Below are 17,735 nucleotides of genomic sequence, written 5' to 3'. Positions count from 1 at the left end.
CGGGAACCGTGCTTTTTTAATGAATAAAATTATTCATTTTAAGCTAATTATTTTATATAAAAAATATTAAATTTAATATTTGTTATAATTGACATTATGAAAAAAAAAGATCCATTTTTTGTTAAAAAGCAGTTTTGTTTTAAGTGTTGTGGCATTAGTTCCTAGTTTAATATCATGTACAGAATCAAACGAAAATAAATATAAGTTAAAAAATAAAGATGAATTAAATCAATTGATTGTAGATGATCTTGATTTAAATTTAAACAACATCATTAAAAACGTTTATGATGGTATAGAACAATTTAATCAAATGGAAGATAATAAATTTAAATTAGATCAGTTTAAAAATTATGTAGCAAATATTAAAGTAAATGAATTACAAAATAATATTCAAAAAATTCATACTACTGTAGATATGTTTGTTATTCGTAGTGGTATTGGACAAACTATGAAATTTATTAATGATATTAATAACATTAATAACGATTCTAAGAAACTTGATGAATTAAATAAATTTTTAGATGGTTTTAAAGAAGATGTCAAAATTGATGGTTTTAAAAACAAAGTTGATCAACTTAAAACTGAAATCGCTAAATCACCAATCAATACCGATTTAGTAATTAGTTCATTAGTTGCAATTATTCAAGAAGGATATTTGAACCTTATTAAAGTTAAAACTAAAGATAATTACTTAACATATGCTCTTCAAAATGCAAAAAATCTATTTGATAATATTTATAAAAATCCTGATTTAGTTAATAAAATTAAAGAAATTAGTAGTTTAAAATCAGTTGTTGATGAATCAGATGCTTGATTAAAAAATATTGTAGAACAAATTAATAATAAAAAACAATTTAATATCCAAGAAGTTGATACATTACTTGAAGAAGGTGAAAAATACAAAATTCTAAATGGTATAGTTTGAAACGCTTTTACAAGTAATGAATTTAAAAACGCATATCAAAAAGAATATAAGGTAGAAAATATTTATCCTACAGCTACTTCTTTATCAACTTTTGATTTAAGTAAAATCATAACATTTAACGATGCTGCTTTTAATTTTATAGAACAACAATTAAATAACAGTATTAAACAACCTTTATTGTTTGATTTTAATTATCAATTAAATACTAATAGCACCAATCCTGATATGATTTTTATCAAAGATAAAATCATTAATAAAACTACAAATTTATGAAATCAATTGTTAAATAATCTATTAAAAGTCTATAAAGAATCATTATTAAAAATTACTAAGCTAAAACAAATTGGTCCATTTGAATATTTAAATTTAGCTTTTTCAAACCCTAACAACAATGTTTTTGCTCAAGTAAATCAATCATTTAATGATTTAGTTACTGAGTTAAACAAAAATCCAGCTACAAACATTCAACAAATGACTGATAAAGTAAAACAAATTTTAGAATTTATGAATAGATTCTTGCAAGGTAATAGTTTTGTTTTTAATATTATCAAAGGTGAAAGCAACACTAACATTCAAAATATATTTAAACAATTAGACGGTATGATGACTTTAGGTCTAACTGCTAATATTAGTAACTTATATAACAATTTACAAAACGCTTTAAATGATTCAAATTTACCAAAATGAGCTGTAGATAATCAAGTTAAAATCAATAACAATAAAGGTTTTGATCAAATTAGAGTCAAATTTGATCAATTAAAAAATATTATTAATGATGCTTTTGATTCATTAAGTAATTTAGTTGATAAAAATAATGATTTAGAAAAAGAATTAAAAATAATTGCAGGAGCAATTAATCAACAAATTTTACAATTATCTACCATTAGTCAAATATCATCAACCAATTATTTAATTAATTCAACCAAAGACATTCAAATTTCAAACAATAAACAAATTACAGTACCTATTTTTGCAAATATCAAAAAAATTAAAGAAAAATTAAACGAAAATAAAGAACAATTAAACACTCAATTACAAGAATTAAATACCAAAAAAGAAGAATTAGATAACAAAGAAAATAAAACTGAAGACGATAATAAAACACTACAAAATATTAGCAATATAATTACTGCTATTAATAATCAAATCACTGCAATTGATGATCAAATTGCTAACTTACCAACTCAAGATCAAAGTAATTTCAATACCTATACACCAATTATTCAACCTGATATTTTAACTTCAATTGCAATAAGTCCTAATAACTATGTTTCATTTGATATTTCAAATAATATCAAGTTATATAACAATTTAAATGATCAAGAAACTAATGTTGATCATAATATGTTTATTCAATTAGATCTTTCAAAGTTTAAAGATAGTATTTTTAACAAAGTTAAAGATCAAGATATCAATACTTCTTTAGGAACTTATAGCTTATACCAAGTTAAAACAGTATCAATTAAATCATTTAATTGATACTACAATGCTAAAAATGAATTTGCTAAACCAATTTTAAATATTGAATTTGCTATATCAGATCAACCAAGTCAAACTGTTTATATGTTAAATGATGCTAATGTTAAATACGGATTTAATTTAGCAGCTCCAGAATTATTTACCAAGTTATTAAAGCCTACTATTTCTTTACCAAAAGATACTTTAGCTATTATTAATAATAATGAATCAGTTAACAATCAAGAATTATTAACTAAAAGAGCTAATGCATTGATTACTTATACTAAAACTCAAGCAATGTTTGATTATAGCAATAATCAAACATTAAAAGATAAAGTTGATCAATTACAACAAGCTTTAGATCAAAATTTAGAAATAACTCAATTAACTACTAAGTTTGATGATTTATTTAAATTAGTTCAAGATTTAGTGGCTCAAATTAATCAAAAAATTATTGATGACAATCATAATTTTGATGTTGATATTTCATTAAGCAAATAACAAAAATCACCAATAATATTGGTGATTTTTTAATTACTATTTAATGTTTAGTTCTTTAAGTTTTGAATGATATCTTTCAATATTGGGTCTTGGAATAACTAAATCAATTAACCCTCAATCATTTAAAACTTGATAAGTTTTATTTACTATATCATTGTCATACAATTGTTTTTGATGGTGAATATCAGATTCTAAAACGATTTTAACCCCTTTAGCTTTTACTATTTGTCAAAATTCATAAATTGGGTATTTATTACGATATACATTACCTATAACTCGTTTACCCTTTCATAAACCATTAATATTAAAACCTAAAGGAAAATCTAATTCTAAAGCTAAATCACAAATTTTATTTGCTAGTTCTATGCATTTATCATCTCACACTTCAAATGATTTCATATAAAAATCTGGGTGCACTGCATATAAAAACATATTAGTTCTCATTCCTTGATCTAATGCTTTGAAATATCTTTCAAGCTGTAAATGATTTGTGCAATTTTTATTAAAGTTATTTTCTGGATCTAAGTTCTCTACAGCATGAATTCCTAAGATTAAATAATCAACATCATCTTTTTTTAATAATTCTAAATACCATTGATGCATTGAAGGAAAATATTCACTTTCAAAACCACTAAGTATTTTAATTTTATCTTTATGAAGCTCTTTTTGTTGTTTAATCTCATTTAAATAACTTTGCATTTCATTCAAATACATTCTAGCGTTGTCTTTAGAATCTAATTTTCCTGGATAAGGGATGTGATCTGATATTCCAATTTCTAGAAATTGGTTTTTGATGTGTTGAGCAACTAATTGTTCAACACTTACATCTGCATGCTTGCAGTAAGTTGTATGCATATGATAATCATATTTCATAAATTCTTCTTTCTCTTTTTTATATAATTATGTTTATGGAAACAAATGTAAAAAATTCTAATTTAATTAAGAAATTGCTTAATTTTACTTATAGGGATGATGTTAATGCTTTTGTTGCACATACTATTTTAGTTCATCTATCAGATATAGAAAAGTTAAATAGTACTAAATTAGCTGATTTATGTTTAACCACTCAAAGCACTATTAGTAAGTTTGTTGCTAAATTAGGTTATGATTCATTTAATAGCTTTAAGCAAGAAATCATTAAATACAAAGGTAAAAAGATGCTTTTAACTAAAGATAAGCAAAATTCCTTATTACAATTTAATAATAATGTTGCTTTATTTTTAAAAGTATTAAGTAATTATGATTTTAAACAAATTGCTTTAATGATTAAACAAGCTCAAAAGATATTAATTATCACTTCTGGTGGAAGCTATCGAGCTTTATTTGATATTTATACCCATTTACAACGTATGGGATTAAATATCAAAATGTCTAGCGATTTTGCTTCTAAATATGCTCAAGCTTATAATAGTGATGAAAATACTTTAGTTATAATGGTAAGTAATTCTGCAACTACTGCAGAAACTATTATCCCTAGTGTTTTAGCAACCAATAATGGAGCTGCGTTGTTTGCTTTTTGTAATCATGCAATTAATAACTTAACTTTAAAACAGTTTAATAATTTTATTATTCAAGATTATTGTGATTTTTATGTTGATCCATTATTGTTTAATATTTTCATTAATTTATTTTTTACAAATATTTTAATTTATCTTTAAAGTAAGATCTTAATCATAACAAAAACCAATATTACACCACACATATATAAAACATACGGAAAGTATTTAATAAAGGTTTTATATAATTGTTCTCTATAAGGAATTGATTCATCAATAATGTAATTAATCTTTCTTTTACATCGATGATATAAAATCATTGAAGCAATTAAAAAGAAAAATAAGATTAAAAATGAACCAACTATGATAATTGCTAATTTTTCCATTTTATTCGATAGTTTTTATTAAATTCATAATACGTGCATAAACCATAGCTTTTGCACCAAAAACTGATTGTACTTGTTCTCCAGAATCTACAATTCCTAATGAACCATTTTGTTTAATAAGATCTTTATTAACTAAGTTTTTATCAACTACAGCAATTCTTAACCTTGAAATACAAGCGCCTATTTCTTTCATATTGCTAAATCCACCATAAGCAGTAATTAAATTTACTGCTTTTTTAATATCTTCAGCTTTTTCACCTTCTAATATCGGATTTGCTAATAGTTGTTCAATATTATAATCATTGTTAATTGTAGTTTGATTATCACTTGAAGAATCCTCAAGTGATTGATTTTTAAGTTTGTTTCTAAAATCTTGTTTAGTGTATAGTTTAAATTCTTCAGCGTCTCTTCCTGGGGTATTTAAGTTTAATTTAGTAATCATAAAGTAAAATACTACTAAATACTCAATAAAGAATAAAGGACCTAAAACTCATAACATTCATACCCTAGGTACTAATTCATATGCAGGAGCATTATAAATAAATCATGTAATAATACCTTCACCAGTTCCACTAATTGCTGCAGTTCCTGAAAGATACATAAACATATAAGTAAATCCAGTTAAAAAGGCATGAGTTACTCATAATAAAGGTGCAGTGAAAATAAATGTAAATTCAATAGGTTCAGTAACTCCTGAAAGAATAGAACTAGATACTGCTCCAAAAATAATTGGTGCAGCTAATTTACGTCTTGCTTTAGGTACTGCTAAAAACATTCCAACAGCAGCTCCAGGTAAAGCAAAGATATTTGTTGGATAAGTTCCTACACTAATTAATGAATCTGCAGGAGTTATTTTAATTCCATGTTGCAATTTAGCTAAAAGAATATTGTAAAATCCTTCAAATGTTTCAGGTTTTCCACCTACAGGTGTATAAGTTCAAGTTCCTCCAGCTGGAGTATATCTTAAAATAGCATTTGGTACATTGTGTAATCCAAATGGTAAAAGTAATCTATTGGTAAATCCATATAAGAATGATCCACCAGCTCCAAGATCTCTAATTCCTCTACCTATAGCAGCCATTGCTTTATAAACATAAACTCAAATTCAAGTTAAAGGTAACCCAATTAAAAAACCAATAATAAATGTAGCTACTGGAGAAAATTTAGGTCCTCCAAAGAACGCAATAGCTTTAGGAAATTGTAATTTATAAGTATATTGATGTACTTTATAACCTACATATCCACTTAAAATTCCACCTAAAGCATTTAAATTAAACCCATTAGAATATTTACCAAATCTTTGAATGGTTTCAAGTTTACCAACTTCAGCTTTAGGTAAAGAGTCTTTTAAGTTTGTATAACTTAATAATACATTAGCAGCAAAGTAAAAACTAATTAAAGCTGCTATACCACTTAATGCAGCAGAAACTTTTTCAGTTTTAGCTAACCCTGCAGATAAACCAATAGCAAATAATATGTCTAAGTTATAAATTGGAGACATTCCAAGCAACTTAATACCATTAGCAAAAGCTTTAAATGTAGCATTATGTATAGCTCCAGTTTTAGTTCCTGCAGATATCATAATATATCCTATAGCACCAATTATAGCCATAATTGGTAAAATTGATATAGGAATAATTAAAGCTCTACCAAAACGTTCTAAACCAGCTTTTAAACTTTGTCAATGACGTTTAAAAGCTGATGTATTTGTCTGTTTAATTTTTGTTTCAGTCATATAATCCTTTCTGTTATTATGTTTATATTTTAAAATTTTCAATATCAGTTTTTATTCTTAAACAGAATAAAAAAATCAGATAAAATTATCTGATTTTTTAAATTAATTAAAAGTTATATTTAGTTTGAAATTACTAAAAACTTTATCATCTTCGTTTAATAATTGTTCTTTGTCAGTTGCATTAAGTTGATTAATAATAGTGTTTTTAATTTCAATACCAAGGTTTTTGTTACCTTTATCACCTTTGTAATTATTAACCACAGGAATTTTTTCGCTAGAAGTTAAATTATTAGGGTTAATAATAGCATCATATTGTTCTTTTGTAATTTCAAAATATACATCAACAGCAATATTTGAAATAGGTTTAGGATAATTATATGCCACTAGTACATCTTTATTACTGTAGAAATATTGATCTCATTGAGTATTTGGAACATATAAATTGTCATCAACTTTATATCTCAAGTTAATATTTAAATCGTGGTTATTAAAATTAAAATCATTAATACCAAAATAATTAAAGTTATAAACAGCATATTTAGGATCTAATTCACTACTAATAGGTGATTTAGATACAAAAGGAAATACTTTTGGATGAAAATATTGAGATACCAGTTTCATTTTAATTAAATACTTATTACTAAAGTTTGGATGATTTTCAACTTCGGAAGTTTTATATACTTGTGCAATTTGTAATGGATGAGTTAGTAAATTAGTTTTAACTACTATTTGATGGAATTTACCTAGATCAACTGATTGATTATTAGGAATAAAATGATATCCTTTTTCTTTGTATTTTTTAATAAAGGTGTTATTTTGGATTTCATTTTCATTTAAGTATAATCCTACAATTCTAGGTAAATTATTAACTGGACTAGCAAAAGGATTAAGTGCTTTTCCTTTTAGAATTGGTCTAACTTGGTTAAATATTGTTTTATTATATTTATTTAATTCCTTTAAGTACAATGGATAAACTTTTTCTTTAAACTCATTGATAATTAAATTTGATGCATCATAATATTTATTATAAAATTCAATTTTATCAACCACAGATAAAGTAGTTGTATCTTTTAATTTCATTGTCTTTTCTAAGTTTGTTAAATCATTTAATTTAGTTTTTAAGTTATTTAAATCTTGGTTATCAGTTAAATTGATTTTTGACACCATTTTGTTAATTTGAGCTGTTACAATACTATTTTTATAATTTAAAATACTTAATTTTAAAACTTCAAAAAGTTCTTCAGAGATTTTTAATTGTTCTTCATTAGGATTAGTATAAGTGTTAATAAATGTAGTTAATTTTTTCATTAAGTTAATTGATGAATCTAAACTTCTCATTAATTTAAAATCATTATTTAAGTTTTTTACAATTGGTTTTAATAAGTGATTGTTAGCATAATTACGTACAAAAAGATTAGCTTCATTTACATTAGTAAAGTTTTGTAGCTCATTAAACGCTTTACGATCTTTCTTTTCAAAATTAGCAACTTCTAATTCAATAAATGGATCATTGCTTGAAAATCATTTACTGGTATTTGCTACTGCATAATTATTAATCATATAACTATATAATGAAACATAATTTTGATCAATATTTTTAATATAGTGTGATTGGGTTGTTGGTATATTTACAGGTGGGTTTTCAACATTAGGTTTAGCAAGTAAATTACATCCAGTTATACCTACTGCAGTTATACTTGTTAAACCTAATAATAAAAATTTTCTTAGTTTCTTTGTCATATTTATATTTTACTAAAATTATTATTTAAAAACCTAACTTTTAGACTATAATATAGTTGATTTTTCAAACTAAATGAAAAAGGAGGGATTTATGGCAAACATTAAATCTAAAGTTAAAAGTATTGCTAAAATGGAAGCTGCTAGAGTTAAAAACGCTGCAATGAAATCACGTGTTAAAACAGCTATCCGTAAAGCAAGAGAAGCTGTTTTAGCTAAAGCAGAAAATGCTGATGCATTAGTTGCTGCTGCTCACAAAGTTATTGCTAAAGCTGTTTCTAAAGGAGTGTTCCACATTAATAAAGGTGCTAGAAAACACTCACGTTTAGATGCTTTTGTAAACAAAAACAAATAGTATCTTAATAACCCTTTTTGGGTTATTTTTTTATACAAAAAACAGCAGAAATTCTGCTGTTTTGTTATTTATTGTGTTTAGCAAATTTACCTAAAATTGAATCAATTTTAGCTTTAGTTGGTTCAAAAACTAAAAAAGTTCCTGCAACACAAGCATCTGCTCCGGCTTTAAAACATTCAGGACCAGTAGTATCATTAATCCCACCATCTACTTGAATTAAATAATCATAATTATTAGCTATTCTTAATTGTTTTAATTCTTTAATTTTATCAATTGAAGTTGGAATAAATTTTTGTCCACCTTTTCCAGGTTCTACTGACATAACTAATACTAAAGCTAATTTATTTAAAAATGGTTTAATGGTTTGGACACTAGTATTTGGTTTAATTGCTAAACCAATTTTTAATTCATCATAATTATCATCTAAAAACTGTTTAAATTTAGCTAAATCATTTTCTATTGCTTCATAATGGAAAGTTAAAATATCACAATTTTTTAATGATTCTACATAATCATAAGGATTAGCCACCATTAAATGAGCATCTTTAATATGTTTTAATCCATCATTATGAATTTGATTAATTTCTTCCACACTAATAGCAGTATTAGGTACAAAATTACCATCCATTACATCATAATGAATTCATTTAATACCATTTTTAATTAATTCATTAGCAACATTAATTCTTTGTCCTTCATTAATGTTTAATAAACTTGGTGTAACATATTTTTGCATATTAAAATTTCCTTTCAGTTAATTCTTTTTGCAATTTGACATAATTATCATATCTAAATTGTGGAATTAAATTGCTAGTTACAGCTTGTTTAATAGCACAATCTACTTCATTTTCATTTAAATGTAAGCAAGAACGATATTTACAATTAACTAATAATTGTTTAAAAGTATTAAAACTATGAGCTAATTCTAAAGCATCAATTGGAATAGCTAAAGAACTAAATCCTGGAGTATCAATTAAATAACCATTATTAAAAGGTACAATTTCTACTACTCTAGTAGTATGTTTTCCTCTTCCTAGGGATTTTGATATTGCTTGAGTATCAAAATTATTATTACTTAAAGAGTTTAAAGTAGTAGTTTTACCAACTCCACTTTGACCCATAAATACTGAGTATTTATCTTTAAAAATTGATTTTAAATTACTTAATTCTTTAGTAGTATTATTAATCAAAAATACTTTATAACCCATTTTTTGATATTGGTTTTGTAATTCTAAAGCTAAATCCCAAGCTAAATCAACCTTTGTTAAACAAATAATAGGTTCAATATTTTCATATTCAATAATTGCTAAATATTTATCTAATAAAAATTGTTGAAACTTAGGTTCTTTAACTGACATAAAGACTAACATTTGATCAATGTTTGCTACTTTAGGACGAATAAATCAATTTTTACGCTCTTTGATTTCAATAATTTGATGTTCATTAATTTCTACATTATCTCCAACTACAGGAGTTATATCTAATAATCTTAATTTCCCTGCTGCTGAAAGCACTTGACAATTATAATCTTGATCACACACAGTGTATCTATTAGCAATAATTTTATGTATTTTATGCATAATTATCCTATATTTAAAGCTAATAAAACACTTAAAACAACTATTGCTACAACAATAACAGTAATAGCAGCAGCTAAAAAGGTTTTAGAATTGATAATATTAACTAATGAAATTTTATTTTTAGCAGTTTTAGTAGATAAAGGTTTTTCTAAAGCTCGCTCAGGTGTAAGCACTGTTTCAATATCTTTAATAAAATCTCACACAGTTTCATAACGGTCTTTAGGATTTTTAGCAGTAGCTTTAATGATTACATTTGATAATGATTGAGGCATATCTCTAAAATTTCTTGGATTAGGTAGTTCTGAATTTTTATGCATTAAAATTGTTTCTTCTTCTGAAGAACCTCTAAAAGGATAATCTCCTACTAACATTTCATATAGCATTACCCCTAAAGAATAAATATCTGCAGCTTTGGTGATTTCAGCATTTTTAATTGCAAATTCAGGAGCTGCATAATAAGGGCTACATACTACAGCGTTAGTTTTAGTTAAGCGTTGACTATCATCTGAAATCGAAATACCAAAATCTATAACTTTAACTTTATGAAGTTTATCAACTAAAATATTTTGACTTTTGATATCACGGTGAATAATATTGGCACTATGTAATTCACCTAAAGCTCTAGCAATTTGTTTAATATAGTTAATAGCTAATCGAGTTTGTAAAAAACCATTTTGTTTAATTAAATTGTATAAAGTTTGACCTTCAATATATTCCATTACATAATATTGCTCACTATCATCAACATAAGAATCATATAATTTAGGAATATTATTTGATTTAAGTCTACTAATTAACTTTAATTCAGCTATAAAACGTTGTTTATTAGCTTCATTTAAGTCATTATGACGGTATTTTAAAGCAAAATATTGATTGGGATAAATTTTAGATTTAACTAAAAAAACAGCACCCATACCACCTGAACCTATTACTTTGATTATTTCGTATTTCTCATATAACTTTGAATTAGGTAATACATTATGAAAATTGTTCATTATCTTACTCCATTTCTATTGCGATTACACTCATATTATCATTAGATTCATTAATAGTTGCTGTTTCAATTAGTTTATTAGCGATGTATTTAACATCATTTTGATCAGAAACAATGTATTTAAGTTCATCTTTTCTTACAAATTCATGAACTCCATCACTTGTTAAAATTAATTTTTGTAATTTAGCATAACTTTTTTGATCAAAATCTGAGATTTCTACTACAGTTTTGCTTGAAGGTCCTATAGCACTAGTTAAATGTCTTGCTACTCTTAAACTAAAGGCTGATTTTTCAGGTAATCCTTCAGCTATAAGTTTATTAGCTACATTTTGATCTTTGGTAATTTGTACAAAATCTTGTGATTTAGTTAATGCATAGCATCTAGAATCACCAACATTAAATACAAAAATTCTTTCTTGACTTGGGATAATTAAAGCACCAACAATAGTGGTACCCATTTTTGAATAATTTTTATTATTATCACTAATTTTTTTTAAACGATTTTTTACTTTGTCAATAGCAGAAAAAATTCATTTTTTAACTTGAATATTATCGATAAATGAAAAAGAATTAATAAAATCTAAACCAATATCAGTCACTACAGTTGCAGCAGCAAAATCTCCATACTGATATCCACCCATACCATCACATAAAATAGCTAAAACATTGTCATCTTTTTCAAAAACATTCACTCGATCGTCATTTTTAGCACGATGGTTTCCTGTTTCTGAAATCATTGCATACTTAATCAATGTTTAGCTCCTTGTGTAAAATCATTCTAATTTCTTCAGCGGCTCTTTCTGGAGTATCATTAATAACTTTATATTTGAAAATTGATGATTCTTCAATTTCGCTTTGTGCTTTTTTAAGTCTTTCTTTTAAGGTTTTACTATTTTCTGATCCACGATTTAAAATACGTTTCTTTAAGTCATCAATTGAAGGTGGTAATACAAAAATAGTAATTAAGTTATATTTATCTTGATTACTTTTTGATAATTTATTAATTACTTGTTTTGCCCCATGAGTTTCAATTTCTAACATTGGAAGTTTATTTTTTTGGTGAATCTTATCTAATTCAGAATATAAAGTTCCATAGTAATTACCTAAATGATAAGAAAACTCTAAAAATTTACGTTTTTTGATTTTATCTCTAAACTCATCAACATCAATAAAGTAATAATGGATTCCATCTAACTCTCCATCTCTTTTACTTCTGGTTGTTGCTGAACAAGATAAAGATAGATTTAATTCATCAAAATCAAATAACAATCTCTCGATTGTTCCTTTACCAACTCCACTAGGTCCTGAAAAAATTAATATTGGTTTTTTAGTTATTTTTGTCTCTTTCATAATTGTCTTTTATTATATCATTTTTTAAGCACTTTTATTCTAGTGATATTACAAGTAAATTTTGTGTGAAATTTAATATGAAAAAAATTTCATATTGCTCTTAAATCAAATTGTAATATGGCTAATTTTTCAATAAATTTTTTTATAAAATTATTAATTTAATTTTTCATTAATTGACTTAAAAAGTTAATTTTTAAGTTATTAAACTGTAAAAAATAACCTTTTTAATATTTTTGAAAAAAAATATAAATTTTCTTTTTTGTGTATTAAATATATATCATATTTTTTAAGTTATTTTTGGTAAAATATATGCACTATGTATAATAAAGAAAAAATGCAAGAAATCGTAAATCATTTAAAAAATACTGGTTTTGTTTTTCAAGGAAGCGAAATCTATGGAGGACTTTCTAATACTTGAGATTATGGACCTTTAGGATCATTATTGAAAGACAATATTGAAAGTCAATGAAAAAAAGAGTTTATTCAAAAAGAACCAAACAATTATTTAATTGATAGCAAGATTTTAATGAACCCTCAAGTTTGAGTAACTAGTGGTCATGTTTCTAATTTCAGTGATCCATTGATCGAAAATAAAGTTAATGGTAAGCGTTATAGAGCTGATAAGTTAATTCAAGAAGTAGATCCTAACATCATTCCTGAAAAAATGACTTTTGAAGAAATGACTGAGTTTATTAAACAAAATATTACAAAGTATGATGGTGCTAAAACTGATTGAACTTCAATTAAACAATTTAACTTAATGTTTGAAACTTATCAAGGGGTAGTTGAAGATTCTAAATCTAAAGTTTATTTACGTCCTGAAACTGCTCAAGGTATATTTGTTAACTTTAAAAATGTTTTAAGAACTTCAAGAGCTAAATTGCCTTTAGGAATTGGTCAAGTTGGAAAAAGTTTTAGAAATGAGGTAACTCCTGGAAACTTTATTTTTAGAACTAGAGAATTTGAACAAATGGAATTAGAATTCTTCACAATGCCTGAAGATGCTAAAACTTGATTTGATTACTATGTACAAAAATGCTATGATTTTGTTTTAAAATTAGGAATCAAACAAGAAAGTATTAGAGTTAGAGCTCATGAACAAGAGGAATTAGCTCACTATTCAGAAGGAACTAGTGATATTGAATTCATGTTCCCATTTGGTTGAGGTGAATTATTAGGAATTGCTAATAGAACTGATTATGATTTAAAAAGTCATATGAATGCTACTGGAGAATCATTAGATTATTTAGATCCTAACACTAATCAAAAAGTTATTCCTTATGTAATTGAACCAAGTATTGGTTTAGACAGATTAATGTTAGCTGTTATTTCTGATGCTTATGAAAATCAAGAATTAGAAAATGATAGTAGAGTAGTTTTAAAATTCCCTATCAATATTGCTCCATACAAAATTAGTGTTTTACCTTTAGTTAAAAAAATTTCTGATAAAGCTAAAGAAATTTATCATGATTTATTAGATAAAGGTATTGCAGTAAATTACGATGAAGCAGGATCAATTGGTAAACGTTATAGAAGACAAGATGCTATTGGAACTTACTGATGTTTAACAGTTGATTATGATACTTTAAACGATAATACAGTTACATTAAGAAACAGAGATACAATGGAACAAATTCGTATCCCTGTTTCTGATATACACAAATATTTATAATTAGCTTATGAAAGGAGAAATGATGAAAACAAGAATCTCCGATGATTTAGTTAAAGAAATAATTGCTAAAAACAACATTGTTGAAGTTATTAGTGAATATTTACCTTTAACTAAAAAAGGTAATAACTATTGAGGTTTATGTCCTTTTCATCAAGACAGTTCTCCAAGTTTTAGTGTATCTAGTAATAAAAATATTTATAGCTGTTTTTCTTGTAATGTTAGTGGTAATGCATTAACTTTCTTAATGAAGAAAAACGGATGAAATTTTTATCAAGCACTAGATAATTTAGCTAAAAAAATTAATATTGATCTTGATATCAGTAATTATCAAGTTAATAAAAACTATACTGATACTAGTTTAAGATTAATTGAAATTTTGGATTTAGCTAACTCATTTTTTAAATTGGAAATAACTAAAAATTCTAATCCTAAAGTTACTCAATATATATCTTCTAGAGGATTAGATGATTTAGAAATTAGAGATAAATTTGATATTGGTTTTGCTACTACTAAAGAAACTTTAGATTATTTTAATAGTTTAAATATTAATGAAATTGATTTAGAATTATCTGGTTTATTAAACCAAAATAAAAAGTTAATCTATAGTCAAAGATTAACTTTTGGAATTAGAAATCAATTTGGTGATATAGTTGGTTTTAGTGCTAGAACTATTGATCCAAATGATAGTATTAAATATATCAATACTCCTGAAACCATCATCTTTAATAAATCAAAGATTTTATATAACTGACACAATGCAAAGCCAGCTATTACTACACAAAAAGAAATAATTATTGTTGAAGGTTTTATGGATGTTATTGCTTGTTATAAAGCTAATATTCATAATGTTGTTGCTTTAATGGGAGTAGCTTTAACGGTCGATCATTTACGTTTAATTAGCAAATATAAAGTTAAATTATTCTTAGATAATGATCAAGCAGGAATTAATGCTATTATTAAATCAATTAAGTTTCTACAAAAAAATAATGTTGCTGTAGAAGTTATCAAAAATCCTTTATTAAAAGATCCAGATGAAATTCTTAAGCAATATGGTGCTAGTGCTTTAAAAGAGTTAGTTGATCGTAATAGTGTTTCAGTAGTTGATTTTATTTATAACGCTTTAATTAAAGTGCATAATTTACATACTGATGTTAATTTTGGAAAAATTGATCAATTTGCTAAGCAATTATTTGATACTTTAGAATTTGCTTCAGTACAAGAAATTAACTACATTAAAAACAAGTTAAATAAAGATTATGGATATCAAACAGAAACAAATGAACCTAAGCAATATAATCAAACAAGATTTAATAATAATTTCAGTGATTTTGAATTAACTAATTTTGATATTAATCAAAATAATCAAGTTATTTTGCCAAAACACAATTTATCACATAAAAATAAAAATGATTTACTTAAGATTATTGCATCAAATACAAGAATTAAACTACTAGTTTTAACCTTAGCTAACCCTAATATTCATCAAGCTTTTTTTAAACATGATGAAACTGAAGAGTTTTATAAAATTAGATACCCAGAATTACATCAGCTTTATTTTGAAGTAAAAAACTTTGATTTGCATACACTATTTAATGAGCAATTAATTCAAGTTTTAAAACAAAAAGAAATAACAAATGAATTAAAAGCTCAAGCTGATAGTTATTTTGATAATTTATCTAATCAAATAAAAAATGATTTGAATTTTATAGAGAATAATAATAAAAATGACATATTAAACATTATTAATAATGTGAAATTAAACCTTAGAAATAATGTTTTAGAGATCTTACACAATGTTGATCAACAATATTTAAATAAAATTGATTTAACAATTATTGATTACATTATTGATTTACTTAAACAATCTTTCAAAAGTGATAGTGGTTCAATTTTAATTGCACCAATTATCAAACAAGAGATTGATGATAATCAATATTTAATTAAACAAAACAAAAAAAATAATACACCTGTATTTTTACACTTAGAAGAACATAGAGAAAAATTAATGAAAATTTCTCAAAGCAAATTTAAAAAAATTACATGATAGGAGCATCATATGTACGAATTTGATTCAATTATTAAATACTTAAAATCTCAACTGAAAAGCAAAAAACAAGACTACTTTTCACAAGAAGAAGTTTTTGATCTTTTAGCTAAAAAGAAAATGTTTGTTGATGAAGAAGCAATGGATGAATTTTTAGCTGTTTTAAATCAAAACAACTTAATTGTAGATGATGTTGATGCTGGTGATAATGATGATTACTCAGTTGAAGAGTTTAATAATGAAGTTAAACAAGTAAAAAACACTAAAAAAAGTAAAAGCAAAAAAGAAACTATCATAGAAGAAATTGATGAATCAGATATTGAAGATATAGATGACTCAAACATTAACATTGACGATGATGATTTTGGTGATTATGATTCAGATGATGAAGAATACTTTGAAGATGATGATACTGATGATTACTTAAACACAGACGATGATGACATCGAAGAAGATGACGAAGATGAAGATGAAGAAAAAGAAGACGATGATGATGAGAAGTTAACTGATGACTTTGATGACGATATGGATGATCCTTTTTCAAACCTTTCATTAGATTTTGATGCTGATGTTGATCTTAGTGAAGATAAAAATAAAAATAAAAACCTTAATAATAAACTTACAGAAACCAATGATATTGTTAAATGATACATGCGTTGAATTGGTAAATATGGTGAGTTATTAACCATTGAAGAAGAGAAAAAATTAGCTCAACAAATGGAAAAAGGTGGTTTTAGAGGAAAAAGAGCTAGAGATAAATTAATCCAAAGAAACTTACGTTTAGTTATTAATAATGCTAAAAAATACAAAAACCGTGGATTAACCTTTATTGATTTAATTTCTGAGGGAAATGCTGGTATTTTAAAAGCAGTACAAAAATATGATGTAAATAAAGGATTTAAATTCTCAACTTATGCAACTTGATGAATTAGACAAGCTATTACAAGAGCTGTAGCAGATCAAGCTAGAACCATTAGAGTACCTGTGCATATGGTTGAAACCATTAATAAAATTTCTAAAATTGAGCGTGAATTACAACAAGAATTAGGTGCAGAACCTACAGATGAATTAATTGCTGAACGTTTTGGTAATGGATATACAGCTGAAAAAGTTCGTTATATTCGTAAAATTAACATTGATCCTATTTCTTTAGATAAACAAGTTGGTAAAGAAAATGATTCATCATTCAGTGATTTTGTTAAAGATGATAATGTTATTTCACCAGTTGATTATGCTTCACAAGAAGAATTATCAAAAGTTTTAGAAGAAATTATTCAAACTACTTTAGAACCAGATGAAAAAGAACTATTATGTAAGCGTTATGGAGTTGGAATTGATGCTGAAGGTAATAGATATAGAGTTCATTCACTTGAAGAACTTGCAAGAGATCGTGGAGGGGTTTCTAAAGAAAGAATTAGACAAATTGAAAACAAGATCTTACGTAAATTAAAAAATAACTCAAAACACGGTAAAAACTTAAAGGACTTTCTTAAAAACTAATC

General features: G+C 25.1%; 15 protein-coding genes. 6 read left to right on the top strand and 9 right to left on the bottom strand.

What is annotated here, in order from left to right; translation table 4 throughout:
- Positions 1-118 precede the first annotated feature (118 nt).
- Positions 119-2,884: a hypothetical protein gene (locus GE118_RS01580; protein ID WP_158763708.1), complete on the top strand. Its 2,766-nt coding sequence runs from the start codon at positions 119-121 to the stop codon at positions 2,882-2,884.
- Between the two features lie 36 nt (positions 2,885-2,920).
- Here GE118_RS01580 and GE118_RS01575 read toward each other — a convergent pair whose 3' ends face one another.
- Positions 2,921-3,757: a histidinol-phosphatase gene (locus tag GE118_RS01575; protein ID WP_158763707.1), complete on the bottom strand. Its 837-nt coding sequence runs from the start codon at positions 3,755-3,757 to the stop codon at positions 2,921-2,923.
- 35 nt (positions 3,758-3,792) lie between these two features.
- On the opposite strand from GE118_RS01575, the gene GE118_RS01570 reads away from it, so the two are divergent.
- On the top strand, positions 3,793-4,542 hold the full coding sequence (locus GE118_RS01570; protein ID WP_158763706.1) for a MurR/RpiR family transcriptional regulator: 750 nt from the start codon (positions 3,793-3,795) through the stop codon (positions 4,540-4,542).
- On the opposite strand, the gene GE118_RS01565 is transcribed toward GE118_RS01570, so the two are convergent.
- From GE118_RS01565 to GE118_RS01555, 3 genes are all read right to left on the bottom strand, one after another.
- Positions 4,539-4,766 (bottom strand): hypothetical protein, encoded by a 228-nt coding sequence (locus GE118_RS01565; protein ID WP_158763705.1) that lies wholly within the window; start codon positions 4,764-4,766, stop codon positions 4,539-4,541. The genes GE118_RS01570 and GE118_RS01565 overlap by 4 nt on opposite strands.
- Before the next feature lies 1 nt (position 4,767).
- On the bottom strand, positions 4,768-6,501 hold the full coding sequence (locus GE118_RS01560; protein WP_158763704.1) for a PTS transporter subunit EIIC: 1,734 nt from the start codon (positions 6,499-6,501) through the stop codon (positions 4,768-4,770).
- 102 nt (positions 6,502-6,603) lie between these two features.
- Positions 6,604-8,241 (bottom strand): hypothetical protein, encoded by a 1,638-nt coding sequence (locus GE118_RS01555; RefSeq protein ID WP_158763703.1) that lies wholly within the window; start codon positions 8,239-8,241, stop codon positions 6,604-6,606.
- A 91-nt stretch (positions 8,242-8,332) separates the two neighbouring features.
- Between GE118_RS01555 and rpsT the strand changes: the two genes are divergently transcribed.
- The gene (gene rpsT / locus GE118_RS01550; RefSeq protein ID WP_158763702.1) at positions 8,333-8,593 is read left to right on the top strand and encodes a 30S ribosomal protein S20; all 261 of its coding nucleotides are present in this window, start codon (positions 8,333-8,335) and stop codon (positions 8,591-8,593) included.
- A 64-nt stretch (positions 8,594-8,657) separates the two neighbouring features.
- Here rpsT and GE118_RS01545 read toward each other — a convergent pair whose 3' ends face one another.
- From GE118_RS01545 to gmk, 5 genes are read right to left on the bottom strand one after another with little or no spacing between them, the layout of a single operon-like run.
- Positions 8,658-9,329 (bottom strand): ribulose-phosphate 3-epimerase, encoded by a 672-nt coding sequence (locus tag GE118_RS01545; protein WP_158763701.1) that lies wholly within the window; start codon positions 9,327-9,329, stop codon positions 8,658-8,660.
- Position 9,330: 1 nt separating this feature from the next.
- Positions 9,331-10,173, bottom strand: a complete 843-nt coding sequence (gene rsgA / locus GE118_RS01540) for a ribosome small subunit-dependent GTPase A (RefSeq protein ID WP_158763700.1) — start codon at positions 10,171-10,173, stop codon at positions 9,331-9,333.
- A 2-nt stretch (positions 10,174-10,175) separates the two neighbouring features.
- Positions 10,176-11,168, bottom strand: a complete 993-nt coding sequence (locus GE118_RS01535; protein ID WP_158763699.1) for a serine/threonine-protein kinase — start codon at positions 11,166-11,168, stop codon at positions 10,176-10,178.
- Positions 11,169-11,172: 4 nt separating this feature from the next.
- On the bottom strand, positions 11,173-11,919 hold the full coding sequence (locus GE118_RS01530; RefSeq protein ID WP_158763698.1) for a PP2C family serine/threonine-protein phosphatase: 747 nt from the start codon (positions 11,917-11,919) through the stop codon (positions 11,173-11,175).
- A complete protein-coding gene (gmk, locus tag GE118_RS01525; protein WP_158763697.1) occupies positions 11,912-12,517 on the bottom strand; it encodes a guanylate kinase in 606 nt (201 codons plus the stop codon). Before gmk ends, GE118_RS01530 begins: the two co-directional genes overlap by 8 nt.
- A 316-nt stretch (positions 12,518-12,833) precedes the next feature.
- Here gmk and GE118_RS01520 point away from each other — a divergent pair, with 316 nt between their 5' ends.
- Genes GE118_RS01520 through GE118_RS01510 form a run of 3 tightly spaced genes read left to right on the top strand, consistent with a single transcriptional unit; the run spans position 12,834 to position 17,733 of the window.
- Entirely contained in the window at positions 12,834-14,189 is a 1,356-nt protein-coding gene (locus GE118_RS01520; RefSeq protein ID WP_158763696.1) for a glycine--tRNA ligase, read from the top strand.
- A gap of 7 nt (positions 14,190-14,196) precedes the next feature.
- Positions 14,197-16,236, top strand: a complete 2,040-nt coding sequence (dnaG, locus tag GE118_RS01515; RefSeq protein ID WP_158763695.1) for a DNA primase — start codon at positions 14,197-14,199, stop codon at positions 16,234-16,236.
- 9 nt (positions 16,237-16,245) lie between these two features.
- Positions 16,246-17,733, top strand: a complete 1,488-nt coding sequence (locus GE118_RS01510; protein ID WP_158763694.1) for an RNA polymerase sigma factor — start codon at positions 16,246-16,248, stop codon at positions 17,731-17,733.
- Positions 17,734-17,735: the final 2 nt, after the last annotated feature.

Origin of the sequence: Mycoplasma sp. NEAQ87857 (assembly GCF_009792315.1) — a bacterium.
In the GTDB taxonomy this organism is placed as follows: Bacteria; Bacillota_I; Bacilli_A; order Mycoplasmatales; family Metamycoplasmataceae; genus Mycoplasmopsis.
The sequence above is the reverse complement of the archived record's forward strand: the minus strand, read 5'-3'. Positions and strand labels throughout refer to the sequence as shown.